The following is a 23,515-nucleotide window of genomic DNA, read 5'->3' on the forward strand; positions in this document are numbered from 1 at the left end:
TCCCCTCGCGGAAGGGGCCGGGCGCGGGGCGCCCCCGCCCCGCGGCCGCGGGACGGCCCGCTTCGCGTCCCCGGGGCGCCTGCCCCGGGGCCGGGGGACGGCCCGCTTCGCGCCGCGGGCGACGCCGAAGAGGACGACGCCGACGAGGGCGACGCCCGCACCACCCGACGGATCGCGTGCGGCGCACGGCGGACCGGCGCGGTACCCGGCCGGGGCGTCACCCGCCGGACCGGGCAGCGCCGGCGCGCCGCGGGGTTCGGCTCTCGCGGGGCTCAGCCCTTGAGATAGGCCAGGACGGCCAGCACCCTGCGGTTGTCGTCCGGCGACGGGCTGATCCGCAGCTTGGTGAAGATGCCGACGGTGTGTTTGGCGACGGCGCTCTCGCTGATGTGCAGACCGCTCGCGATGGCGGCGTTCGACCTGCCCTCCGCCATCAGTTCCAGGACGTCGCGCTCGCGTGGCGTCAGGTCGCCGATCGTGCCGCGGGCGCTGCTGCGGGTCAGCAGCCGGGAGATGACCTGGGGGTCCATCACCGTGCCGCCGGCGGCGACCCGGCGGACCGCGTCGATGAACTGCCCGGTGTGGGTGACCCGGTCCTTGAGTAGATAGCCCACGGCCCCCTCGCCGCCGGCCAGCAGCTCGTTGGCGTACAGCTGCTCGACGTACTGGGAGAGCACGAGGACGGGCAGGCCGGGCCGGCGGCGGCGGGCCTCCAGGGCCGCCTGCAGTCCCTCGTCAGTGAAGGTCGGCGGCAGCCGCACGTCCACCACCGCGACATCCGGCGCCGCGTCCCCCTCGGCGAGCAGCGCGCGCAGCAGGGACGGGCCGTTGTCCACCGCCACGACCTCGCAGCCGTGCTCCCGGAGGGTGCGGGTCAGCCCGTCCCTCAGCAGGAAGAGGTCTTCGGCGAGGACAACGCGCACGGAATCTCCATCGTCACGGTGGTCGGGCCGCCCGGCGGGCTGTGCAGGGCGAGAGTGCCGTCGAAGGTATCCAACCGCTGTCGCACCCCGGCCAGTCCGGTGCCCCGGGAGGGGTCGGCACCGCCGCGGCCGTCGTCGGTGACGGTGACGCGCAGCAGGTCCTCCCGGTGGGCCAGGGCGATGCGGACCTCCCGGGCTCCGGCGTGTTTCGCCGCGTTCGTGAGCGCCTCGCTCACCGCGAAGTAGGCCGCGGACTCCACGGGGGCCGGGAGCCGGCCCGGCAGCCGGGCCTCGACGTGGACGTCGAGGAAGCTGTCGAGCGCCAGCGCCCGGACCGCGTCGCCGAGGCCGCGGTCGGCCAGCACCGGTGGGTGGATGCCGTGGACCAGGTCGCGCAGGTCCTGCAGGGCCCGCTCGGAGGTGCCGCGGACCTCCAGCAGCAGTCGGCGCGCCGCCACCGGGTCCGACTCCAGCAGCCGGGTGGCCCGGTCCAGCGTCATCCCCAGGGCGATGAGCCGGGCCTGCGCGCCGTCGTGCAGATCCCGTTCCACCCGCCGCAGTTCGGCCGCCAGGGTGTCCAGGGCCCGGCTGCGGGTGTCGGTGAGCCGCTCGATCCGGCGGTTGAGCCGGGTGCTGCGCGGAGCGGAGAGCAGCGGCCGGCTCACCCGGGCGTGCCACCGGAGCACGGCGGGGGCGGCGAGCAGGCCGACGGCCGCGAAGACCAGCCCCAGCACCGCCGCGGCGAGCATCGTCGCGGTACCGGACACCCGGATGAACGCGTACCAGTTGCCGTCGCCGAGGTGCCGCCAGACGAACGGCTGCACCAGCGTGCCGAACGCCCCGTACTCCACCAGCGCGAGGGGGACGGCGACCAGGAGCCCGCCCGACACCGGTCCCAGCCACGCCCACACCAGGTCGCGCCAGAACCCGTCGTCGGCCAGGATCGCGCCCGACCTCTCGCGGGCGTTCCCGCCACGGTCCGCGGGCAGCGGCTCAGGCGGGCTGATCCGGGCCCCCGTCCACGACGAGGCGCGGGCGCGGGAGCGGTCGGACAGCGCCCGCAGGCCCCGCGCGGCGGGCGGCAGCAGCCGGAACCCGACCCCCACCGGCAGCAGCAGCACGGCGAGCACCACCAGCGAGCCGGCCGCCCAGGCCGCGAGCGCGTGCAGACTCGCCAACTGGCACCGGCCGACGGCCACCAGGCCGCGGGCGAGCACCGTGCGAGGCTTATCGAACATCTTCCATGACCGGGGGGAGCTTAGCGGGTGCCGATGCCCCCGCCCACCGCCGGCTCCCGGCCGCCCACGTCCACAGCACCGCCGCCGCCAGGCACGACACCCCGAACAGCACCATGGGCAGGACGGCGCCGGACTCCTCGTCCATGAACAGCAGCATGCCGAGGTTGATCAGCGTGTGGAAGCCACCCGCGAGCAGCAGCCGGCAGGCCCCCAGCCCTTCCAGGGCCCAGCCCAGCACGACCGACATGGACACCGCCGCGACCAGGAACGCCACCGCGTACCCGGGATGCTCCGCGAAGACCTGGACGTGCCAGACGCCCCACACCGCGCCGACCGCGATCGAGGCACCCAGAGGGCCGAAGCGGGTGCGCAGCAGCGGCTGCAGAAGGCAGCGCCACCCGATCTCCTCGCCGCAGGCACCGATCAGCTGCGCCGCGGCGATCAACGCGAACGGGGCCTCCGGGCGGGTGAGTCCGGCGTCCCCGCGGAACGCCGCGCAGGTACCCGCGCCGACCGCGATGATCAGCGGCGCCGTCACGATCAGCAGCGCCCCCCGGCGCCCGCCGCCCGGCAGTCCGCCGGTGAGCAGCGCCGCCACGCGCTCCGGCCACAGCAGCGCCGCGACGGCCACGCCCAGGGCGGGCCCGAACTGGGTCAGCTGGATGACCTCGACGGGTATCCCGGTCGCCGGCTGCACCGCGCCCAGCACGCCGGCGGCGAGGAAGGCGACGGTGAGGAAGGAGACCGTCACCCTGATGTCCACAGGTGTCATTCGCATGGGACCGACGATGCCGTCCGGCGACGCCCCCGCCACTGGACCTGACTGCCGGACCGGGGTGTACCTGGGTACACCCCGGCCCCCGGTCGGCGTTCCCCCGGTCGGGGACCGGGCCCCGGCGCCGCCGCCCGTCGGGGCCCGCTGTGGCCGGGGCGGGCCCCGTGCCGATCGACGCGCCCGCCGCGCCGTGCCCGTCGCGGCGCCGGCGAGGGGGATCGCTCCCCGGCTCCCGCGCGAGGCCCGGGCGCGGACCCCCGGGCCGCTCCGGCGGCGGCTCCGCGGCGTCCCGACCGGCGCGCTAGGACGCCACCGCGGCCCCGGAGACCGCCAGTGCCACGGCCATGACGGTGAGCTGCGGGTTGACCTCCGGGCAGGAGGGCAGCGCGGAGGCGTCGCAGACCAGCACCCCGCGGACTCCGCGCAGCCGGCCCTCGGGATCGGTGGGTGCGGTCGACGCGTCGGCCCCCATCGCCGCCGTTCCGGTCGGGTGGAACGCCGAGAGGTGCAACTGCCGGGCGGTGACCGCGCCCAGCGCCTCGGACAGCCCCTCGACGGAGCGGACCCGCGGAGCCGCCGGGACCCCGGTGAGCACCTCTTCCGCGCCCGCGGCGAACAGCAGCCGGCCCATGGCGTGCACGGCCCGCAGCAGCCGGCGGCCGTCGCGCGGGTCGAGCCGGTAGCGCAGCACCGGACGCCGGGCGCCCAGCACCCGCCCCGAAGGGCGGTCGGCGATCATCGCCCCGAAGGTGGCCAGCCGGTGGGAGTCCGCCAGCTCCGCGCGGAGTTCGGCGCCCGCTCCGGGCAGCACGAACGAGCCCATGCCGGGCGGCGGCGCGGTCGCCTCGATGAGGATGCCGTCCTGGTGCAGTTCCTCCACCCCGGCGCTCTGCAGCACCGCGGGCCCGTCGGCGACCGGCCCGGCGAACCGCCCGGCGACGCTGGTGGCGGGGTGCACGGCGAGGTTGCGGCCCAGACCCGGGTGGCGGCCGAGACCGGAGCGGCGGAGCAGCGGAGGGGTGTGCAGGGCCCCGGCGGCCACCACCACCAGCGGACTGAGCACCTCCAGCTCGCTGCCGTCGGACCGCCGGACCCGGACGCCGGCGGCACGTGGCCCACCGGGCCGGTCGGGATCGACGAGCACCCGCCGCACCCACGCCCCGGTGACGATCCGGGCGCCGTGCGCGCACGCCTCCGGGAGCACCGACAGCTGCACGCTCTGCTTGGCGCCGGTGGGGCAGCCGACCACGCACTGGCAGGACCCCGCGCAGCCGGGCGCGTTGCGCCGCAGCGGCCCGGCCCGCCAGCCCAGCGCCCGGGCGCCGCGCAGGGCCAGGGTGCCGTTGCGGCCGAGGACTTCCCTGGGCTGGGTGGCGACCCGCAGGGTGCGCTCGACCTCGGCGAGGTGCCCGGCGAAGACGCCTGGGTCGGCGAAGGGCAGCCGGTACCGGTCCCGCCAGCGGGCCAGGACGTGCGGCGGAGTCCGGTAGCAGGTACCGGAGTTGACCACGGTCGTGCCGCCGACGGCCCGGCCGACCGGCACCACCAGCGGAGGGAAGCCGAGGGCGAGCGTCGCGCCGCCGTCCCGGTACAGCTCGGTGAACCGGTCCAGCGGGGCGCGGCGGCCGAACTCCGCGGTGCCGTGGTGCCGCCCCTCCTCCAGGACCAGCACCCGCAGGCCGGCGCGGGCGAGCGTGCGGGCCGCCATGGCGCCCCCGGCTCCGGAGCCGATGACGACGGCGTCGGCGGTGGACCGGTCCGGCCATTCGGTCGCCGGTACGCAGTCCAGCGGCGGGTCCGCGGGCGGTGGGGCCGGGGCGGGCGGCCGCGGACCGTGGAGCATGCGTTCGGTGCCGGCCGCCAGCAGTACGGGCACCTTCACCGCGTCCAGCACCGGTCGCAGCGCGGGCCGGGCGGCCAGCGCGGCCAGGACGTCCTCGCGGGCCGCCGGGCCGAGCCGGTGCAGCCGGCGGCCGGTGCGGGCCAGCGCGTAGCCGTCGGCGGCGGCCGCCGCCGTGTGCAGCGCGTACCGGGCCGGCGCGGGCATCGCGTCCAGCAGGGTGTCGAGGCGGTACGGGACGGCGGCGGGCCAGCCGGGGCGTCCGTCGTCGGCCAGCAGCGCGGCCACCAGTCCGGTCAGGGCGGCGGTGCTCACCGGTGGCCCACCTCCGCGTGCGCGGTACCGGCCAGTGTCCACCGGGCCTCGGTCCGCCACCGGCCCCACCAGCGCTGCAGCACCACCCGGGCGTCCGCGGTCTCGCTGTTGCGGCACACCGCCGGGGTGCCGTCGGGGTCGGCGTAGTCCAGGGTCAGCGTGCGGTCCGCGGGCTGGGTGACCTCGACCCGTATCCGCCGCAGCCCGGCCCGGCCGGTCACCGTCCAGGCGGGCAGGGCGATGCGAGCGGTGAACCGGCCGGCGCCCGCCCTGCCCACGGCGGTCCGCAGCCCGCCACGGGGCCAGGTGCGGCCGTTCCGGCGCAGCCGCAGGAACACCAGGGCCGGCCACCGGTCGCGGCCCGGTCCGGCCGGGGCGGCGGCGACCACCTCCAGCACGTCGCGGCCGCCGAGGTCGGCGTGCAGCCAGGCCCAGCGCCGGGCGTGACCGTGTCCGTGGATGCGGGCCGTGGCTCCCGGGGCGTCGCGCAACGTGAGTTCGCCGGTACGGTGCCGCAGGGTGCCGCTGTACCGGGCATGCGGCGCGGCCACGATCTGGGCCCCGGGGAGCAGCGGGTACCGCCACGACCAGCGCGGGAAGGTGTACAGCGGAGGTCCGCCGGCCCGTTCGGCCAGGTCCCAGCGGAAGGCTCCGGCAGCGCCGCGCAGCCGGCCCGGGAGCGCCTGGGCACCGGCCGCGGCGAAGCCGTCCCGAGGCGGCGGTGAAGGCCAGGGCGCGGGACCGAACCGCGCGTGCTCGACCGGCCCGTCCGGCGGGAAGACGGCCGCCCAGCCGTGGGCGACGGCGGGTGAGCCGTCGGAGGGTGCCGTCAGTTCGTGGTGCAGCCACACGCCGGTGCCGGTCGCCGGATCGGTGAGCGTGGTGTACCAGACCTCGGTGCGCCCCGGCGTGCCGGTCCAGCGGGGGGCCCACAGCCCGGTGGCCCGGTCCCGGCGGGGGAACCGGACGCTCGCCAGGAACGGCGGCAGACCGGTGGCCGGGGAGAACCGGACGGTGCCCCGGCCGGCCGGGCCGTCGTCGGTGTGCAGGGCGAACGGCAGCACCGTCAGGGAGCTCAGCGGCCGGCGCGGGCTGACGGACTTCCAGCCGTCGAGCCGCCACGGCTTGCCGTCGGCGGTGAAGCGGAGGCGGTAGCGGATCCGGCGCCGGGCGAGCGGGGAGATCTCCAGCGTCCCGGTGACGTCCCGGTCGTCGGCCCGGCCGGCGATGCGCAGCCGGCCGGTGGCCCGGGCGTCGCAGGTGCGGTGCGGTGCCGGGATCCCGTCCAGGCGCACCGTCAGGTCCAGGCGCACCGGCCGGTCGTGGTCCTCGCCGGTCAGGCGCACGGTTCCGGTCATCGTCTCCGCGAAGACCGTGCCCCGGGCGGCCATCAGCGGGCCCCGAGGTCGTCGAGCATGATGCGTTCGGTAACGGTGAGGTAGTCCGCGGCGGCCTTCCGCGCGGCCGCCCGGTCGCCCGCCCCGACCGCCGCGACCAGCGGTGCCAGCCGTTCGTAGGCGGTCCGCGGGTCCTGGAAGGGCCCGGCCAGCCGGGACCGCAGCGGCAGGTAGGCGTTGAACAGGGTGTTGGTGAGCAGTACGTAGACCCGGTTGCCGGTGGCGCGGGCCAGCGCGCGGTGCACCTCGGCGTCGGCGAGCTGCACGGCGTCCGGGTCCGCGGCCTCGGCGACGGCACGCAGCAGCTCCCGCAGCTCGTCCCGCTGGGCCCGGTCGGCCCGGGCGGCCGCGCGCTCCCCGATCAGCGTCCCGACGCCGCGGCGGACCTCGAAGATCTCGGCGATCCAGCCCGGGTCGTACCGCACCAGTACCGGCAGCAGGTCGGCGCCGCCGAGCCGCAGGAAGTCCCGCACCCGGGTGCCGACCCCGTGCCGGGTCTCCAGCAGACCGGCCTGCACCAGGCGTCCGAAGGCGTGCTTGAGGGTGGTACGGGTCACGCCGTAGCCGTCGGCCATGGTGCGCTCCGGCGGCAGGTAACTCCCGGCCGGATGACGGCCGGTGACGATGTCCTCGTGGAGCCTGGCCTCCAGCACATCGACGATCGTCTCGCGCGGCAACGTCTCCATCGACGCCCTCCCAGGGCAGTGGTCCAGTGGATGAGCCACTGAACCACTCGCCCGCACGGCGCGTCAACAGACGCGAACCGAGCGGCCGTTGCGGGGCCCGCCGCGCGGAGCACCCCGCAACGGCCCCCGCCGCGGGGGCGGAGGCGACGTCCACCGGGGGAGCGGAAACCGGGTGACCCCGCCGTCCGCCTCGCCTAGGGTCGGGATGTTCCGCGGCCGGGTGCCCGGCACCGGGCCGGACCGAGCGCCGACGAGCGCCGTGGCGGAAGGGACGATCGTGCACTACCGCGAGCTGGGAAGCAGTGGGCTGTCCGTGTCCGAGATCGGCTACGGGGCGTGGGGCATCGGCGAGTCCGGCTGGGTCGGGGCCACCGAGGACGAGTCCGTACGGGCCGTGCACCGCGCCCTCGACCTCGGGGTGAACTTCATCGACACCGCCCGCGGCTACGGTGAGAGCGAACGCATCATCGGCCGGGTGGTCCGCGAACGGTCCGGCGACGAGGTGTACGTCGCGACCAAGGTGCCCCCGAAGAACGGCGTCTGGCCGGCCCCCGACGGCCTGGACCCGCGGGAGACCTTTCCCGGCGAGCACATCCGCGAGAGCGTGGAGACGAGCCTGCGGGCCGGCGGGCTGGACCACTTCGACGTCCTGCAGTTCCATGTCTGGAGTGACGAGTGGGTCGGGCGGGGCGACTGGCTGGAGACCGTCACCGAACTCAAACAGCAGGGCAAGATCCGCCTGTTCGGCGTCTCCGTCAACGACCACCAGCCGGACAACGTGCTCGCGCTCGTCCGCAGCGGTGCCGTGGACAGCGTGCAGGTGATCTACAACATCTTCGACCAGGCGCCCGCCGACGCGCTGCTGCCCGCCTGCGCGGAGCACGGCGTCGGCGTCATCGTGCGGGTGGCGCTCGACGAGGGCGGGCTCACCGGCCGGATCACCGCGGACACCACGTTCCCGGAAGGGGACTGGCGCAACCGCTACTTCCGCGGCGACCGTCCGGCGCAGGTCGAACGGCGGGTCGCCGCCATCGCCGCGGACCTCGGCATCACCCCGGACGGGATCGCCGAGACCGCCCTGCGGTTCGTGCTCAGTTCCCCGGCCGTCTCCACCGTCATCCCCGGCATGCGCACGCTGCGCAACGTCGAGCGCAACGCGGCGGTGAGCGACGGGCATCCGCTCACCGCCGACCAGCTCGCCGTGCTGGCCGGACACCGCTGGCAGCGCAACTTCTACTCCTGACCGGGGCCGCGCGCCCGACGGCCGCCGGGCGTGTTCCGGTGGCCCGCCTGGCGCGTGTTCCGGCGGTTCCCCGCGCTGGTCCGCCCGGGCGGATGCGGAACCCGGCCGACCGCTGCTCCCGGGTCACTCCCGCACCCCCGCGACCGGGGTGTGGGATGCGTCACCGCGGCAGCCCACCGGTCGTTCGGGCGCCTACGATCCAGAGCGCGAAGGTTGGTATCACCATCTATCCTGTCCCGCTCCACGAACCGGGATCAGCCCGAGGAGAAGCGTCCGTTGACCACCCTCCCCGCCACGCCTGAGAGCTACTACCAGCGCACCGGCGAGTACCGCTACAAGCCCACGGCCCACGCAGGGGGCGCCTGGAACACCGACGAGCAGCACTTCAGCCCGCTGGCCGGGCTCATCGCGCACGCCATCGACCGGCATCCGGCGGCACACCCCGCGGGCGGCCTGGCGCCGGCGCGGATCAGCTACGACATCCTCGGCCGCATCGCCCTCGACGAGTGCGAGATCACCGTGGAGTCCCTCCGCCCCGGCCGCACCGTCGAACTGCTGGAGGCGGTGGTGCGCATCGCCGACCGGCCGGTGGTGCGGGCCCGTGCCTGGTTGCTCGCCACCCTCGACACCGCGGCGGTCGCGGACAGCCCCCAGGAACCGCTCGCCCCGCCCGAGGCGTTCGACCCGTGGCCGATGAGCGAGACGTGGGGCGGCGGCTACGTCTCCTCCGTCGAGGTCCGCCGCGCGGCGACGGACCGGGCCGGGCGGGCCGCCGCCTGGGTCTCCAGCCGGGTCGACCTGGTCGCGGGCGAACCGAGCAGTCCGCTCGCCTCGTACCTCGCCCTGGTGGACACCGCCAACGGGATCGCGGTGCAGCAGCCGCCGGCCGAGTGGATGTTCCCGAACATGGACCTGACCATTCATCTGCACCGCCGGCCCGAGGGCCGCTGGACCGGCCTGGACACCACGGTCAGCTTCGGGCCCGCCGGACACGGCCTCACCAGCACGGTCCTGCACGATGTCAACGGCCCGGTCGGCCACGCCCAGCAGATCCTCACCGTACGCCCGCTGACCCACGGCTGACACCGGAGGGCGCCGCGCGGACCGCCGGGCACGCCCTGCCGCCCGGACGGGCACGGAGGGGCGCCGGCGCACGCGCGGGCGGGCACCTGCGGGCCGGGGGCGCGGTGGCTGACGGGGGGCGGTCGGCGGAGCGGCCGGGCGCCGCGCCCTCGCCGAGCGGGCCCTGGCGGCCCGGACGCGGTCCCCGCCCGCGCCGAGGTCGCGGCGGGCCCCGGCCGACGCACCCCGGCTCCGCACCCCGCCGGCGGCACCCGGCGCCGGAGGAGGCCGGCGGAGCCGGGCCGCCCTGGCACCGCCGAGCCGTCGCCGGGAGCCGCTGATACGGCTCCGACCTGCGGTCCAGCCGTCCTCTAGAGTGCTTGCGACCCCAGCACGCGCCGGTGGCCCCCGGCGGGCGGCGCGTGCCGACCGCCGATGCGCCCGAGGAGCAACCGTGACCGACCTGGCGTCCATAACGCTGCAGCAGGAGATCGCCCGGGATCTCCAGGTGAGCGCGTCCTTCGAGGCCGGGCAGGAGATCGAGCGGCGGGTGGCCTTCCTCGCCGAGCGGTTGACCGCCTCGGGCCAGCGCTCACTGGTGCTGGGCATCAGCGGCGGGGTGGACTCCACCACCGCGGGGCGGCTGTGCCAGCTCGCGGTCGAGCGGGTCCGGGCCGCCGGGCGGGAGGCGACGTTCTTCGCGATGCGGCTGCCGTACGGTGCCCAGGCCGACGAGCAGGACGCGCAGCGGGCGCTGGAGTTCATCGCGCCCGACCGGGTCCTGACCGTCGATGTGAAGCCGGCCAGCGACGCCGCGCTGGAGGCGGTACTGGCCGGCGGCACGGTCTTCCGCGACGCGCACCACCAGGACTTCGTGCACGGCAACATCAAGGCCCGGCAGCGCATGATCGCCCAGTACGCGGTGGCCGGCGCGCACGAGGGCCTGGTGGTGGGCACCGACCACGCGGCCGAGGCCGTCTCCGGCTTCTTCACCAAGTTCGGCGACGGCGCGGCCGACGTCGTTCCGCTCACCGGCCTCACCAAGCGGCGGGTCCGGGCGGTGGCGCAGGCCCTCGGGGCGCCGGCCGAACTGGTCGGGAAGACCCCGACCGCGGACCTGGAGACGCTGAACCCGGGCCGGCCCGACGAGGAGGCGCTGGGCGTCACCTACGACGACATCGACGACCTGCTGGAGGGCAAGCCGGTCGACGAGGCGGCCTTCGGGGCCATCGTCCGCCGCTACCGGCTCACCGAGCACAAGCGACAGCTGCCGATCGCCCCCTGAGCCGGCTGCCGCGCCGGGGGACGCCGAGCCGGACGGCCGTGGGGCCGCAACCGCCGCCGCGGCGGCGGGAGGCCACCCGAGGCGTGCGCGATCCAGGATGAGCCGAGCGACGGGCCGTCGCCGGGGGAAGGCCCCCGGCGGCGGCCCGCTGTCGTCCGCCGACGCGCTGGGCGGCCCGCCGCGCCGGCCCGGCGCCCGGGCGGAGCGGGCCCGGACCATGCCGCGCCCGCCTGCCGACGCCCGGTCGGGACCGGGGCGGACACCGGCATCCCGGGCGGGCGAGCAGCGGCGGGTAAGGGGTGCCTGCTGACATCCCCCTTTACATGTTGTTTAATTGCAAATCGCTCGCAACAACTTATGATCTTGATGAAGGGTGTGGCCGGATACATGACCACCCGATCCGTACGCGCTGCCGCCGCCGCGGCACTGGCCGGAGCGCTGGCCGTGGCGGGAACAGCCTGCTCCGACCCGGGCGGCGCCGGCCGCTCCGACGACTCCGCGGTCGTCGGCATCGCCTACGAGCCGGAGACGCTGAGCCCCCTCCTCGGCTACGGCAAGGACGGAAACTCCAAGATCTTCGACGGTCTGCTCGCCCTCGACGACGGCATGCGGCTGCGGCCCGCGCTCGCCACCGCACTGCCCGAGGTCAGCGCGGACGGCCGCACCTACACCTACCGGCTCCGCAAGGGCGTCAGCTTCAGCGACGGCAAGCCCTTCACCGCCAAGGACGTCGTGTTCACCTACACGACCATCCTCGACGAGAAGACCAACAACCCCTCCAAGGGGGAGCTCGACGCGATCGACTCCGTCACCGCACGGGACAGCCACACCGTCGTGTTCACCCTGAAGTACCCCTACGCGCCGTTCGCCGAGCGCACCGTGCTGCCCATCGTCCCCCAGCACATCCTCGCCCGGCAGGACGTGAACTCCGGCGACTTCTCCGTCCACCCGGTCGGCACCGGCCCCTATCTCCTCACCCACTGGTCCAAGGGCGAGAAGCTCGCCTTCAAGGCCAACCCCGACTACTGGGGCGGGGCGCCGGCGGTGAAGAACTTCACCATGGCGATCATCAAGGACGACGACGTCCGCGCCACCCGGCTGCGCGCGGGCGACCTCGACGGCGCCGTCCTCCCGCCCGCCCTCGCCCGCGGCTTCGAGAAGGACGACGACAAGAAGACCTACGCCGCCACCACCTACGACTACCGCACCGTCACCCTCCCCACCCACAACAAGGTCACCGGCGACACCGCGATACGCCGCGCCCTCGACGTCGCCGTCGACCGGCAGACCATGGTGGACAAGATCCTCGACGGCGCCGGCAAGCCCGCCTACGGGCCCGTCCCGACCGGCAGCCCCTGGTTCGCCGAGGGCACCGAGCGCCGTCACGACCTCGCCCGCGCCGAGAAGATCCTCGACGAGGCCGGCTGGAAGCCCGGCGACGACGGCATCCGTGTGAAGAACGGCGTCCGGGCCGCCTTCCCGCTGTGGTATCTCGCCGGCGACCGGCTGCGCCAGGACCACGCCCTCGCCTACGCCTCCGACGCCAAGAAGGCCGGCATCGACATCACCACCCAGGCCGGCACCTGGGAGGTCATCGAACCGCGGATGAAGCGCGACGCGGTGCTGGCCGGCGGCGGCGCCCCCGCCGACCCCGACTTCGACCAGTACACCCTGCTCAGGTCCGACCTCGCCGGCGACGGCTTCAACAACATGGCCTGGTACGACAACCCGGTCGTGGACAAGGCCCTCGACGACGGCCGCCGCAGCGGCGACCGGGCCGCCCGCAAGGCCGCCTACGACACCGTCCAGCGGGAACTGGTGAAGAACCCCGGATACACGTTCCTCACCCACATCGACCACGTCTACGTCCTCGCCGACCGGTGGGACGGCCTGACCACCCAGGTCGAACCGCACGACCACGGCCTCGCCTCCGGGCCCTGGTGGAACGTCGAGGACTGGAAGCGGAAGAAGTGACCCGCGGCCTTCCCTGGGGGCCGATGGCACGCCTGGCGGGGCGGCGGCTGCTGCTGGCCGTCCCCGTCCTGCTCACCGTCTCCTTCGCGGTCTTCGCCATCGCCGAGGCCTCCCCCTTCGACCCCGTCAAGGCGTACGCCGGCACCGCCGGACTCACCGCCCGCCAGGAGAACCTCGACCAGCTCCGCGCCAACCTCGGCGTGGACCAGCCGTTCACCACCCGCTGGTGGCACTGGCTCACCTCGGCGCTCACCGGCGACCTCGGGGACTCCAGCGTCATGCGCCGCCCGGTCACCGACGTCATCGCCGAACGCCTCGGCTGGTCCGTGCTGCTGGCCGCCACCGCCTTCGCCCTCGCCGTCCTGCTCGGCACCCTCCTCGGGGTGCTCGCCGCCCGGCGCCGCGGCGGCTGGCTGGACCGCGTCACCACCGGCGCCGCCTACACCCTGGAGGCCGTCCCCGCCTTCTGGCTCGGCCTGCTGGCGATCTGGCTGTTCGCGCTGGAACTCGGCACCCTCCCGGCCGGCGGACTCACCGACACCGCCAGCACCACCGTCACCTTCGGCCAGGTCGCCGAACACCTCGTACTGCCCGCCGCCGTCCTCGCGCTCTCCCAATTGCCCTGGTTCCACCTGTACGTCCGGCAGAGCGTGACCGACGCCCTGGAGGAGGACCCGGTGCGCGGCGCCCGCGCCCGCGGCCTCGCGGAACGCACCGTCCTCCTCGGCCACGCCCTGCGCTCGGGACTGCTGCCGGTGCTCACGCTCGTCGGATCCCGCGTCCCCGAACTCATCACCGGCGCGCTGCTGGTCGAGACCGTCTTCAGCTGGCCGGGCATCGCCGCCGCCACCGTCCAGGCCGCGACCTCCGTCGACTTCCCGCTGCTGGCCGCGCTCACCGTGCTGGCCACCGCCGCGGTGCTCCTCGGCAACCTGGTCGCGGACCTGCTGTACGGGCTGGCCGACCCCCGGGTGGGATTCGATGGCTGAGACGCCTGTCACCCACCCCCGCCTCCGGCTGCGACTGTGGCTCAGCGGCACCGTCGTCGCCGCCGTCGCGCTCGCCGTGCTCGTCGTGCCCCCGCTGGTCCAGCTCGACCAGCAGGCCGTCGACCTGTCGGCGAAGTTGCGGCCCCCGTCCTGGCAGCACCCCTTCGGCACCGACCACGTCGGCCGCGACCTGCTGCTGCGCTGCGTCTACGGGCTGCGGGTCTCCCTGCTCGTGGGCATCGTCGCCGCGCTCGCCGCGACCGTGGTGGGCACCGCCGTCGGCGCCGCTGCGGGCGCCCTCGGCGGCTGGGCCGACCGGCTGCTGATGCGCCTGGTCGACGCCTTCAGCTCGGTGCCCCACCTGCTGCTCGGCATCTTCATCGTGGCGATGTTCCGGCCCGGCGTCTGGCCGGTGGTGGTCTCGGTGGCGCTCACCCACTGGCTCTCCACCGCCCGCATCATCCGCTCCGAGGTGCTCTCCCAGCGCTCCCGCCCGCACATCGACGCGGCGGTCTCCGGCGGCGCCTCACGGTGGCGGGTGACCGTACGCCATCTGCTGCCCGCGGTGCTGCCGCAGGCCGGGCTCGCGGCCGTCCTGATGATCCCGCACGCCATGTGGCACGAGTCCGCGCTCTCCTTCCTGGGCCTCGGCCTCCCCACCCACCAGGCCAGCCTGGGCGGCCTGGTGCAGAGCGGACGCGGCTCGCTGCTGGCCGGCGACTGGTGGCCGACGCTCTTCCCCGGCCTGTTCCTCGTCGTCCCGACCCTCGCGTTCGCCGGCCTGGCCGGCGTGTGGCGCGACCGGCTCAACCCGCGCCGCCGATCGGAGCTGACGCTGTGACCACGCCCGTGCTCTCCGTCCGGGGCCTCACCGTCGGCTTCCGGATGCACCGGGGCCGCCGGATCGCGGCCGTCACCGACGCCACCTTCGACCTCGCCGCGGGGGAGTGCCTGGCCCTGGTCGGCGAGAGCGGCTGCGGGAAGTCGGTCCTCGCCTCCGCGCTGCTCGGGCTGCTGCCGGGCAACGCCACGGTCTCGGGATCGGCGCTGCTGTACGGCGCCGCCGCCCGGCCCGCGGACGGCACCGGGGGCACCGCCGCCGAGGCCGCGGACCCCGCACCGCAGGCCGGCCGCCGCGCTGCCGGTGGACTGCGCCCGCCCGCCGCCGACCGCGACGTCATCGACCTCGTACGGGCCGGCGAGGACACCCTCGCCCGGCGGGTCCGGGGCCGCCGCGTCGGTCTGGTCCCGCAGAGTCCGGCCGCGCACCTGACCCCCGTACGCACCGTCCGCGCGCACCTGTACGAGACCCTGCGCGCCCTGCGGCGCACCGAGCGCCGCGAACTCCCCGCGGCGGCCGCGGCCGCGGCCGGCCGCGCCGCGTTCCCCGTCGACCACCTCGACCGGTATCCGCACGAACTCTCCGGCGGTCTCGCCCAGCGTGCCGCGACCGCCCTCGCGCTCGTCGGTGACGCCCCGCTGCTGCTCGCCGACGAGCCGACCACCGGACTGGACCGCGACCTGGTCGGCCGGACCGCCGACGAACTGCGCCGCCACACCGATGACGGCCGGGCCCTGCTGCTCATCACCCACGACCTCGCGGCCGCCGAGCGGATCGCCGACCGCGTCGCCGTGATGTACGCCGGGCGGATCGTCGAACTCGCCCCCGCCACCGCCTTCTTCGGCCGGCCCGGGCCGAAGCACCCCTACGCCCGCGGCCTGCTGGACGCCCTGCCGGAGAGGGAGTTCACCCCGATCCCCGGTATGCCACCGGAACTCGGCGCCCTCCCCGAGGGCTGCGCCTTCGCGCCGCGCTGCCCCCGGGCGACCGCGCGCTGCGCGGAGCTGCGGCCCGGTCTCACCGAGGGCGTCGCCTGCCACCACCCGCAACCCGACGACAAGGCATCCCGTGCTTGAACTCGACGCCGTCACCGCCGGTTACGGGCGCGCCACCCCGGCGGTCCGCGGCGCCACGCTCACCGTCGCCCCCGGGGAGGCGGTCGGGCTGCTCGGGCCGAGCGGCTGCGGGAAGTCCACCCTGGCGCGGGTGGCCGCCCTGCTGCACCGGCCGTACTCCGGCACCGTCCGGCTCGACGGCACCACCGTCACCCGCTGGCGCCACCGCGCCCCCCGGGAGATGCGCACCGCGGTGGGCGTGGTGTTCCAGTCCCCCCGGCTCGCCGCCGACCCCCGGCTCCGGTTGGCCGATCTGATCGCCGAACCGCTGCGCGCCACCGGACGCCGCGACGTGGTCGCCGACCGGGTGCCGGAGCTGGCGCACACGGTGGGGCTCGGCGCGGACCTGCTGTCCCGGCGCCCGCACGAGGTCAGCGACGGCCAGCTGCAACGCGCCTGCGTGGCCCGGGCGCTGGTGCTGGAACCCCGCTGGCTGGTGTGTGACGAGATGACCTCCATGCTGGACGCCTCCACCACCGCCGCGCTGGTGGCCGTCGTCGAGTCCTACCGCCGTGAGCACCGGGCCGGTCTGCTCGCGGTCAGCCACGACCCGGTGCTCCTCGACCGCTGGTGCGACCGCACCGCGCGCTGGGACCAGGTGGTCCCCGCCGCCTCCTGAACCGGCCGGCCCGTTCCCGGCCGGCCCGGCGGCCGGGAACGGGCCGGGGCGGCACCCGGCTCATTCGGACGCGGTGGTGCGGGCCAGCACGATGCCGGCGACGATGAGGGCCAGTGCCAGGAGCCGGCCCGGATCCGCGGGGTCCTTGTGGACCGCCATGCCCAGGGCGATGGCGCCGATGGCGCCGATCCCGGTGAACACCGCGTAGGCGGTGCCGACCGGCAGGGTCTCCATCGCCCGGGCCAGCAGGTAGATGGAGGTCGCTCCCAGCACGACGCACAGCAGCGTGGGCAGCGGGCGGGTGAAGTTCGCGGTGGGTTTGATGCTCTGCGAGAAGGCGATCTCGACCAGCCCGGCGAGAGCCAGGACGAACCAGCTCATGCGGCACTCCGGGCGATCGCCAGCCGCCTGCCGAGGTCCGCGGCCTCGGCCAGCGCGGCGGCGTGGGACTCGTCGTGCCGGGAGCGCAGGTCCGCCAGCGCCGGGTCGACGGTCGCGTTGGTGAACTCGGCGTGCAGGAACACGACGTCCTCGACGGCGAAGTGGCCCTGGAAGAAGTCGCGCAGATAGCTCTCGTGGTGGTCGAAGGGGGCCTTCGGGGCGCCGGGCCGGTAGGAACCGCCCCGGGCACCCGCGACCACGAACGTCCGGCCGGCCAGCGACATGCGGGGGAACGCCACCTGGTCGATCCACAGCTTCAGGGCCGCGGGCACCGAGTAGTTGTACATCGGGGTGCCGATCAGCACCACGTCGGCCTGTTCGAGTTCGCGCAGCAGCGGGCGGGTGATCTCCCAGGCGGCCTGCTGCCCGGCGGTGACGGCGGCTTCGTGCAGCCGGTCGAGGCGGGCGTCGCCGCGCGCCAGGACGTTGTCGCACAGCTCGGTCCACGCCTCGGTGATCGGCGGCACCGGTTCGGCGGCCAGGTCGCGGTAGGTGTAGCCGGTCTGCGGCAGTACCGTCCGCCAGCTCTCGGTGAAGGTGCGGGACAGCTCGCGGGAGAACGAGCGGGTGCGCGCGCTGGTGTCGATGTGCAGAAGGGCAGGCATGAGGTCACTCTCCGCTACGGGCTCATAAGTGGACACCGTGTCCGCTTGCCACGGTAGCAGAGGAAGCGGACAGCGTGTCCACTTAATCGGTAGAGTGGTCCCGTGACGCCTTCCGACCAGCCGGCCCGCGCCCGCCGGCCCCAGCAGGAGCGCGCCGACGCCGCGCGCAACCGGGCCCGGATCCTCGCCGCCGCCCAGGAACTGTTCGCCGCCCGCGGGGCCGCCGGCCTCACCATGGACGACATCGCCCGGGCCGCGGGGGTCGGCCGCGGGACCCTCTACCGCCGGTACCCGGACGTGGCCTCCATCGCCGTGGCGCTGCTCGACGAGCACGAGCGGGAACTGCAGGAGAACCTGCTGCGCGGGGAACCGCCGCTCGGCCCCGGGGCGCCGCCCGCCGAGCGGCTGTCGGCGTTCTACGCCGCGATGGTCTCGCTGCTGGAGGAGCACGCCCCCCTGGTGCTCGGCGCGGAGACCGGTGCCTCGAGGTTCGGCACCGGCGCCTACGGGTTCTGGCGCGCCCACGTCCGTGCCCTGCTGCGGGAGGCGCGGACGGAACGGCCCGACGCACTCGTCGACATCCTGCTCGCCCCGCTGGCGCCGGAGGTCTACCTCCACCAGCGGAACACCGTCGGCCTCACCCCGGAGCAGATCGCCGAGGGCCTGCACCGGCTGGCGCACGGCCTGGCGGCTCCCCCGGACCGCGCGGCGTAGCCGCGCCCCGGCACCGCGCCGGACGGTCCACGACCGTCCCGGCACCGGACCGCCACGCACCGGCGGTGCTCCGGCCGGACGCCGAAGGGCGGAGGCCGGTCAGCGGCGGCGGGTGCCGGTGAGCCGCACCGGCACCGCGGACGCACCGCGCCCGGCCGCTCCGACGTCCGCGTCCCGGAGCCTGGCCGGCACGCCACTTCGCGGGATGCGGCCACGCGGGCCCGCCGGGGCACGAGGGCGATCGTGTGGGGCACGAGGGCGGGACGCCCGGGAACGTCACCGGGCGCCGGCCGCGGGCGGCTCGGCGTGCCGCGCGGTGTCAGCTCCAGCCGAACCGGCGGTCCACCACGGCCGCGAACTCCTCCAGGGTCAGTACCGAGTCCCCGTTCTGGTCGGCGGTGTCGAACAGCGCGGAGGAGGCGTCGGCGTCACCCAGGGCCCAGAACGGCAGATCTCCCGACGCGGCCAGGGTCGGACCCTTCGTCCGCAGAGCGCTGATCACCTCTTCGCGGGTGAGGGTGCCGTTGTGGTCCAGGTCGAGCGCCTCGAACAGCTTCCGGGCCTTGTCGCTGATCACGTCGTCCCCGTTCCCTTCGTCGGCGGGTGGGCCGGCCCGCCCGCTCACGGAAGAACGCCCTGTCCACCCGGAATGGTTCCCCGCCGTGGCGCACCGGCCCGCCCCCGGCGGACGCGGGCGGCCCCTGGCCGGCCGGGCAGGTTCGGGGCGAACGCCGTACGGCCGGACCGCGCGTCCGGACCGGCCCGGTGTCGCGCGGTGGAATGGCGGGGGCGGCCCCCGCTGCCTACGGTGGAACTGCGGCAAACGGCGACGCCCGGGCACGGAGAAGTGCCGGCGTGCCGAACTCGTTCGAACGAGGGCCGTTCACCGGAGCAGGTGGGGAAAGATGCGCGCTGACAAGCTGGGCTCCGCCGCGCGGCGTGCGCTGTCGGACGCCGGCACGGCCGGAGAGGCGGCTGCCCCCGCCCCGTTCAGGGTGCTCATCCGGGTGACGGACGAGCCCGACGAGGAACAGCGCCGGCGGCTGGCCGAGGCCGGCGCGCAGGTGCACATGGTCGCGGGTGACGTGCTCACCGCGGTCGTCGCCCCCGGCGACCTGGGGCGTCTGACCGAACTCGACTGTGTCAGCCATGTGGAGCTGTCCGAACCGCTCCACCCCGAGACGGGCACCCGGTCACAGCAGGACTGATCGCCGGCCCGCGGTGCGGGCGGGCCGGCGACCTCGCCAGAGAGAAGACCGTTCATGCTCGACTCACGGCTGAAGTTTCTGACCACCCGGGCCGCGGAAGGCCCGGCGGAGCTGGTGGGCCTGGAGTCCACCGGCCGTTTCGCGCTCACCACCGAAGGGGTCACCGCCGAGGGTGTGAGAGCGCCCCGTGTCCGCGTGCTGCTGCGGATGGCCGAGGGACACGGCGACGACGACGTGGAGAGGCTGTCCCAGGAGGCCGGACTGACGGTGCTCACCCGGGCCGGGGACATCGTCGGCGGCGAGATCGGACTCGACCGGCTGGCGGAGCTCGACGGGTCGGAAGCCGTCGGCTACGTCGAGGCATCCCGGCCCACGCTGCCCGAACTCGACGCCGCCGTACCGGAGAGCAGGGCCGACCAGGTGCACACCGGGCCGCCCGGACTGCGGGGGGCCGGGGTGATCGTGGGAGTGGTCGACAGCGGTGTCGACTGGCGCCACGGCTGCTTCCGCGACCCGGCCGGCACGTCCCGCATCCTGCGCATCTGGGACCAGCACCTCACCCCGGGGACCGGGGAGTCCTCACCGGCCCCGTTCGGGCACGGCGTGGAGTACCAGCGTTCCGCGATCGACAACGCACTGGGCGCCGCGGACCCGACGAGCGTGGTGCGGCACATGGACGACAGCGACGGACACGGCACCCACGTGGCGGGCATCGCCGCCGGCGACGGGTCGGCGGCCGGCAACGGCAAACCGGCGTTCACCTTCGTCGGCGTCGCCCCCGAGGCGGACCTCGTCGTGGTGGCCAACAGGGTGACGACCGAGGCCATGGGCGATTCCATGGGCACGCTCGAAGCCGTCGGCTACATCTTCGAGCTCGCCGAGACCCTCCAGCGGCCGGCGGTGGTCAACATCAGCCAGGGCGACAACCTGGGACCGCACGACGGTTCCAGCCTGCTGGAGCGTGGCATCGACAACCTGCTCGGCGCCCCGGGCCGGGCCCTGGTGAAGTCCGCGGGCAACGCGGCGAACGCCGGGATCCACGCCACCGGCCGGGTGTCCGAGGGAGGCAGCGACGTGGTGCGGTTCGTGGTGCCGGCCGACGACGCCACCCCGGACACCCTGGACGTCTGGTACTCCGGCGACGACCGGATCTCCCTGCGGATCTCCTCCCCGAGCGGCACGGCGAGCACCGAGATCGAGCCCGGCAGCACCGTCGCCGAGCTGGATCTGCCCGGCGGGAACAAGGCCTTCGTCGACTCCGTCGTCCACCACCCCCAGAACGGTGACAACCGGATCTACGTACAGCTGAGCAGGGGGAGCCAGACGGAGATCCGCCCCGGCACCTGGAGTCTGACGCTCACCGGCCGGACCGTGGCCGACGGCGGCCGCTGGCACGCCTGGGTGGAGCGGGGCCAGATCGTTCCCCAGTTCATCGGCGCCCACCGCGACGACGCGGTCACCATCTCGGTACCCGGCACCAGCCGGAAGGTCCTCACCGCCGCGTCCTACATCACCAAGGGCGCCGGACAGGGGACCCTGTCCACCTTCTCCAGTCGCGGGCCCACCCGCGACGGCCGCCCGGCACCGACCCTCGCGGCTCCGGGCCAGGCCGTCACCTCGGCCCTGGTGGGGGCGTCGGGAGCGAACCAGTACCAGTCCATGTCCGGCACCAGCATGGCCGCCCCCCACCTGACCGGGGTGTGCGCCCTCCTGCTCCAGGCACGTCCCACGATGACCCAGGCCGATCTCGTCCGGCTCCTCACCGACACGGCCCGGCAGGACCCCTTCACCGGCGAGGCGCCCGGCAACGACTGGGGCGCGGGCAAGGTGGACGCCTCGGCGGCGGTGGACTCCGCGCCCTGACCGGGCCGTCCGCCGGGCCCGCGGAGCGGTACGCCCGGCCGCCGCCGGCCCGGTCGGCAGCGGTCGGCGGACCTGCCGGCCGCGGACACCCGGCGGCGGCGGCTCCGCCGGCCGGAAGTGCCCGAGTGCCGTCAGCCGGGCCGGCGGGAGGACCCACCCGTGCGGCGACCGCGCGCCGGCGGCCGGTGCGATCACCCGGTCCGGCCGCCGGCGGACGGCAGGTGGACCAGCCCCGCGCCGGTCGGGCGAAAGCCACAGGCATCGAAGGAGAAGCGCTCCAGCCCGGGTCCGAAGTCGACGTGAGCCATTCGCGGCCGGCCGCCCGCGCCCGGGCCACCGCCCGCCGGACGAGCGCGGTACCGATGCCGCGATGCTGGTACGCGCCACGGGTCTTGGTGTCAAGGAGGAAGGCGCGGTCCCCGCCGTCCCCTGCCACGTTGACGAATCCGACCAGCACTCCGGCCCGGTCACGGGCGGCGACCCAGCCGAGGCTGTGCGGTTCGATCCGGCTCCACCAGCCGGCGACGGCGTTGCCGCCGTGCGACCGGACCAGGTCCACCCTCTCGTGGTCGGCGAGCGGGGCACGCCATACAGAGGAAATGTCCTCGCTCATCCTCCCAGCGTCGCCGCACCGGTGGTCGAGGCAAGGGCCTCGCCGAGGGTGGATGCGCTCGGCGGGCCGTCGGGCCAGCGCGCGCCGACATGGCCGTCCGGCCGTACCAGGAGCGCTCCGTGCGGCCCGAGGTCCCCGACGCCGGCGAGCCCGTCGGGCAGCGGCTCGACGCGCAGCGGCCACGGCGCGGTGGCCTGCCGCTCCCAACCGGCGGGATCCGGGGTGAGCAGGGTGAACCACTCACCGAGGGCGTCGAGCGTGGAACGGCCGGGGCTGAGCCAGCGGTGCGGCAGGCGGTGCCCCGGCTCCGCCGTGGGGAGGTAGTCGGTGCCCTCCTCGGACGGCTCGGACGGCTCGGACGGCTCGGGCGCGGCGCCGTCGCCGGAGAGGACGGCGGCGGAGCGGTAGGCCACTCCGAGTACCAGCCCGAGCTGCGCGAAGTACCGCTCGGACCAGGGCAGTTCCAGCCGGTCGGAGGCCGTTCGGCCGGCCATGAGCTGCTCCCGGCGCCGGTCCTGGACCTGCATCGCGAGCTGGGTGTTGGCCACCGCCTGACGGAGAGTCCGGTGCGCCACCGGCTGCCGTTCCGTCTCGTAACTGTCCACCAGCCGCGGCCCGGCCCACCCGCGCAGCACGCCGGCCAGTTTCCAGCACAGGTTGTGCACGTCGGCGAGGCCGGCGTTCATGCCCAGCCCGCCGATGATGGGCACCGCGTGCGCGGCGTCGCCGGCCAGCAGGATCCGGCCGTGGCGGAAGCGTTCGGCGACGAACGCGCTCATCACCCAGTGCTGGACCCGCAGCACCTCGGGGCGCACCTCGGCGCCCGGACCCAGCGCCCGCGAGACGACGCCGGACCAGTCGGCGTCCGGGGCGTCCTCGGGGGTGGGGGCGAACCAGGCCCAGCCCCCTTCGGGATACAGCGGGGCGAACGTCCCGTGCGCGGTGAAGTAGACCCCCGCGGGCTGGTCGGCGCACCAGCGGCCGAGTTCGGCGTCGAACACCACCGTGGTGACATGGCCCAGCTCACCGGGGCCGGTGGTGCCGATCCCCAGCAGCCGCCGGACGGTGGAGTTCGCGCCGTCGGCGGCGAGCACGTACCGGGCGCGGACCCGGGACGTGGCGCCGTCGCGGTGGTCGAGGAGCACCGCCCGCACACACGTGGACTCCTCGGCCAGCTCGACGAGCTCGACCCCGAACCGCATCGGGGCCTCCGCCGCGGCGAGGAGGGTGGGTTCCAGCCGGTCCTGGGAGGTGACCACCCCGGTCACGGGGCTCTCCGGAACCGGCGCCCGGATCCCGACCATCGCCGCGGTGGCGAAGTCCCGGTCGTACAGGGTGTCCCGGAAGCGGATCCGCCCGTACTCCGGCGGGAACGCGTTGGCGGTGATCTCGGCGGTGAGCCCGAGCTGCCGGAAGATCTCCATGGAACGCACGTTGACCAGCCGGGACCGCGGGAAGGGCGACAGCTCGGCATGCTTCTCGACCAACAGCGCGGACACGCCCCAGCGCTCCAGCAGCGCCCGGGCGGTGAGCCCGACCGGCCCGGCACCGACGATCAGCACCGCCACCTCGGCATCCGCTGCGGACATGGGGGCTCCTTCCGCTCGCCCGGGCCCTCCCGGGACTCCGCGTCCGCCCGGCCCCGCGCCGGCCCGGGCCGCGGCGGGCGCGCTCCCGACGGCCGCGTCGACGAGTCCGGACCGCCGTGAGATCCATCTTCCGCGCCCCGGGGCGGTCCGCAATGTCCGCGGCGTCGGCGTACACCCGAA

Annotated in this window: 22 protein-coding genes; 11 read left to right on the forward strand and 11 right to left on the reverse strand. The window is 75.4% G+C overall.

The genetic code is table 11. The features are described 5' to 3' along the window. Nucleotides 1-272: 272 nt before the first annotated feature. From ACH4B3_RS23325 to ACH4B3_RS23350, 6 genes are all read right to left on the reverse strand, one after another. Nucleotides 273-923: a LuxR C-terminal-related transcriptional regulator gene (locus ACH4B3_RS23325; RefSeq protein WP_398465596.1), complete on the reverse strand. Its 651-nt coding sequence runs from the start codon at nt 921-923 to the stop codon at nt 273-275. Next, nucleotides 887-2,161 (reverse strand): sensor histidine kinase, encoded by a 1,275-nt coding sequence (locus ACH4B3_RS23330; RefSeq protein WP_398465598.1) that lies wholly within the window; start codon nt 2,159-2,161, stop codon nt 887-889. The genes ACH4B3_RS23325 and ACH4B3_RS23330 overlap by 37 nt, the downstream gene beginning before the upstream one ends. Beyond that, nucleotides 2,151-2,939 carry a lysostaphin resistance A-like protein gene (locus ACH4B3_RS23335; protein WP_398465599.1) on the reverse strand — a complete coding sequence of 263 codons (789 nt, stop codon included), beginning with the start codon at nt 2,937-2,939 and terminating at the stop codon, nt 2,151-2,153. The genes ACH4B3_RS23330 and ACH4B3_RS23335 overlap by 11 nt, the downstream gene beginning before the upstream one ends. Before the next feature lie 298 nt (nt 2,940-3,237). After that, on the reverse strand, nt 3,238-5,091 hold the full coding sequence (locus ACH4B3_RS23340; protein WP_398465601.1) for a GMC family oxidoreductase N-terminal domain-containing protein: 1,854 nt from the start codon (nt 5,089-5,091) through the stop codon (nt 3,238-3,240). Continuing rightward, entirely contained in the window at nt 5,088-6,482 is a 1,395-nt protein-coding gene (locus tag ACH4B3_RS23345) for a hypothetical protein (protein WP_398465603.1), read from the reverse strand. The genes ACH4B3_RS23340 and ACH4B3_RS23345 overlap by 4 nt, the downstream gene beginning before the upstream one ends. Beyond that, nucleotides 6,482-7,174, reverse strand: a complete 693-nt coding sequence (locus ACH4B3_RS23350) for a FadR/GntR family transcriptional regulator (RefSeq protein ID WP_398465605.1) — start codon at nt 7,172-7,174, stop codon at nt 6,482-6,484. Before ACH4B3_RS23350 ends, ACH4B3_RS23345 begins: the two co-directional genes overlap by 1 nt. Before the next feature lie 277 nt (nt 7,175-7,451). On the opposite strand from ACH4B3_RS23350, the gene ACH4B3_RS23355 reads away from it, so the two are divergent. The 8 genes from ACH4B3_RS23355 to ACH4B3_RS23390 all read left to right on the forward strand — a co-directional run bounded on the left by ACH4B3_RS23355 (nt 7,452) and on the right by ACH4B3_RS23390 (nt 16,302). Continuing rightward, nucleotides 7,452-8,417: an aldo/keto reductase gene (locus tag ACH4B3_RS23355; RefSeq protein WP_398465786.1), complete on the forward strand. Its 966-nt coding sequence runs from the start codon at nt 7,452-7,454 to the stop codon at nt 8,415-8,417. A gap of 276 nt (nt 8,418-8,693) precedes the next feature. Continuing rightward, nucleotides 8,694-9,500 (forward strand): thioesterase family protein, encoded by an 807-nt coding sequence (locus tag ACH4B3_RS23360; RefSeq protein WP_398465606.1) that lies wholly within the window; start codon nt 8,694-8,696, stop codon nt 9,498-9,500. 433 nt (nt 9,501-9,933) lie between these two features. Beyond that, nucleotides 9,934-10,764, forward strand: a complete 831-nt coding sequence (gene nadE, locus ACH4B3_RS23365) for an ammonia-dependent NAD(+) synthetase (RefSeq protein ID WP_398465608.1) — start codon at nt 9,934-9,936, stop codon at nt 10,762-10,764. 387 nt (nt 10,765-11,151) lie between these two features. Continuing rightward, nucleotides 11,152-12,738: an ABC transporter substrate-binding protein gene (locus ACH4B3_RS23370; RefSeq protein ID WP_398465610.1), complete on the forward strand. Its 1,587-nt coding sequence runs from the start codon at nt 11,152-11,154 to the stop codon at nt 12,736-12,738. Continuing rightward, a complete protein-coding gene (locus ACH4B3_RS23375) occupies nt 12,735-13,727 on the forward strand; it encodes an ABC transporter permease (RefSeq protein WP_398465612.1) in 993 nt (330 codons plus the stop codon). The genes ACH4B3_RS23370 and ACH4B3_RS23375 overlap by 4 nt, the downstream gene beginning before the upstream one ends. Beyond that, entirely contained in the window at nt 13,720-14,568 is an 849-nt protein-coding gene (locus ACH4B3_RS23380) for an ABC transporter permease (RefSeq protein ID WP_398465614.1), read from the forward strand. Before ACH4B3_RS23375 ends, ACH4B3_RS23380 begins: the two co-directional genes overlap by 8 nt. Next, nucleotides 14,550-15,644 (forward strand): ABC transporter ATP-binding protein, encoded by a 1,095-nt coding sequence (locus tag ACH4B3_RS23385; protein ID WP_398465788.1) that lies wholly within the window; start codon nt 14,550-14,552, stop codon nt 15,642-15,644. The genes ACH4B3_RS23380 and ACH4B3_RS23385 overlap by 19 nt, the downstream gene beginning before the upstream one ends. Further along, on the forward strand, nt 15,637-16,302 hold the full coding sequence (locus ACH4B3_RS23390; RefSeq protein WP_398465616.1) for an ABC transporter ATP-binding protein: 666 nt from the start codon (nt 15,637-15,639) through the stop codon (nt 16,300-16,302). Before ACH4B3_RS23385 ends, ACH4B3_RS23390 begins: the two co-directional genes overlap by 8 nt. A gap of 60 nt (nt 16,303-16,362) precedes the next feature. On the opposite strand, the gene ACH4B3_RS23395 is transcribed toward ACH4B3_RS23390, so the two are convergent. Then, nucleotides 16,363-16,683, reverse strand: a complete 321-nt coding sequence (locus ACH4B3_RS23395; protein ID WP_398465618.1) for a DMT family transporter — start codon at nt 16,681-16,683, stop codon at nt 16,363-16,365. Further along, a complete protein-coding gene (locus tag ACH4B3_RS23400) occupies nt 16,680-17,348 on the reverse strand; it encodes an FMN-dependent NADH-azoreductase (protein ID WP_398465619.1) in 669 nt (222 codons plus the stop codon). Before ACH4B3_RS23400 ends, ACH4B3_RS23395 begins: the two co-directional genes overlap by 4 nt. A gap of 102 nt (nt 17,349-17,450) precedes the next feature. Here ACH4B3_RS23400 and ACH4B3_RS23405 point away from each other — a divergent pair, with 102 nt between their 5' ends. Beyond that, nucleotides 17,451-18,062 carry a TetR/AcrR family transcriptional regulator gene (locus ACH4B3_RS23405; RefSeq protein WP_398465621.1) on the forward strand — a complete coding sequence of 204 codons (612 nt, stop codon included), beginning with the start codon at nt 17,451-17,453 and terminating at the stop codon, nt 18,060-18,062. Between the two features lie 319 nt (nt 18,063-18,381). Here ACH4B3_RS23405 and ACH4B3_RS23410 read toward each other — a convergent pair whose 3' ends face one another. Further along, nucleotides 18,382-18,636, reverse strand: a complete 255-nt coding sequence (locus tag ACH4B3_RS23410; protein WP_398465790.1) for an EF-hand domain-containing protein — start codon at nt 18,634-18,636, stop codon at nt 18,382-18,384. Between the two features lie 331 nt (nt 18,637-18,967). Here ACH4B3_RS23410 and ACH4B3_RS23415 point away from each other — a divergent pair, with 331 nt between their 5' ends. Next, a complete protein-coding gene (locus tag ACH4B3_RS23415) occupies nt 18,968-19,270 on the forward strand; it encodes a hypothetical protein (protein ID WP_398465623.1) in 303 nt (100 codons plus the stop codon). Between the two features lie 54 nt (nt 19,271-19,324). Continuing rightward, the gene (locus tag ACH4B3_RS23420) at nt 19,325-21,133 is read left to right on the forward strand and encodes a S8 family peptidase (RefSeq protein WP_398465625.1); all 1,809 of its coding nucleotides are present in this window, start codon (nt 19,325-19,327) and stop codon (nt 21,131-21,133) included. Here the strand turns inward: ACH4B3_RS23420 and ACH4B3_RS23425 are convergent. Together ACH4B3_RS23425 and ACH4B3_RS23430 are read right to left on the reverse strand one after the other, a co-directional pair. Continuing rightward, a complete protein-coding gene (locus tag ACH4B3_RS23425) occupies nt 21,057-21,746 on the reverse strand; it encodes a GNAT family N-acetyltransferase (protein WP_398465627.1) in 690 nt (229 codons plus the stop codon). The genes ACH4B3_RS23420 and ACH4B3_RS23425 overlap by 77 nt on opposite strands. Beyond that, entirely contained in the window at nt 21,743-23,335 is a 1,593-nt protein-coding gene (locus ACH4B3_RS23430) for an FAD-dependent monooxygenase (RefSeq protein WP_398465629.1), read from the reverse strand. The genes ACH4B3_RS23425 and ACH4B3_RS23430 overlap by 4 nt, the downstream gene beginning before the upstream one ends. Between the last annotated feature and the right edge of the window lie 180 nt (nt 23,336-23,515).

Origin of the sequence: Streptomyces sp. NPDC018031, assembly GCF_044327625.1 — a bacterium.
In the GTDB taxonomy this organism is placed as follows: Bacteria; Actinomycetota; Actinomycetes; order Streptomycetales; family Streptomycetaceae; genus Streptomyces.

Excerpts from the sequence above, each read along its gene's own strand:
- ACH4B3_RS23415 (WP_398465623.1), top strand. The coding sequence starts at position 18,968 with ATGCGCGCTGACAAGCTGGGCTCCGCCGCGCGGCGTGCGCTGTCGGAC.
- ACH4B3_RS23335 (WP_398465599.1), bottom strand. The coding sequence starts at position 2,939 with ATGCGAATGACACCTGTGGACATCAGGGTGACGGTCTCCTTCCTCACC.
- ACH4B3_RS23425 (WP_398465627.1), bottom strand. The coding sequence starts at position 21,746 with ATGAGCGAGGACATTTCCTCTGTATGGCGTGCCCCGCTCGCCGACCAC.
- ACH4B3_RS23330 (WP_398465598.1), bottom strand. The coding sequence starts at position 2,161 with ATGTTCGATAAGCCTCGCACGGTGCTCGCCCGCGGCCTGGTGGCCGTC.
- ACH4B3_RS23400 (WP_398465619.1), bottom strand. The coding sequence starts at position 17,348 with ATGCCTGCCCTTCTGCACATCGACACCAGCGCGCGCACCCGCTCGTTC.
- ACH4B3_RS23380 (WP_398465614.1), top strand. The coding sequence starts at position 13,720 with ATGGCTGAGACGCCTGTCACCCACCCCCGCCTCCGGCTGCGACTGTGG.
- ACH4B3_RS23430 (WP_398465629.1), bottom strand. The coding sequence starts at position 23,335 with ATGTCCGCAGCGGATGCCGAGGTGGCGGTGCTGATCGTCGGTGCCGGG.
- ACH4B3_RS23370 (WP_398465610.1), top strand. The coding sequence starts at position 11,152 with ATGACCACCCGATCCGTACGCGCTGCCGCCGCCGCGGCACTGGCCGGA.
- ACH4B3_RS23350 (WP_398465605.1), bottom strand. The coding sequence starts at position 7,174 with ATGGAGACGTTGCCGCGCGAGACGATCGTCGATGTGCTGGAGGCCAGG.
- ACH4B3_RS23345 (WP_398465603.1), bottom strand. The coding sequence starts at position 6,482 with ATGGCCGCCCGGGGCACGGTCTTCGCGGAGACGATGACCGGAACCGTG.
- ACH4B3_RS23420 (WP_398465625.1), top strand. The coding sequence starts at position 19,325 with ATGCTCGACTCACGGCTGAAGTTTCTGACCACCCGGGCCGCGGAAGGC.
- ACH4B3_RS23395 (WP_398465618.1), bottom strand. The coding sequence starts at position 16,683 with ATGAGCTGGTTCGTCCTGGCTCTCGCCGGGCTGGTCGAGATCGCCTTC.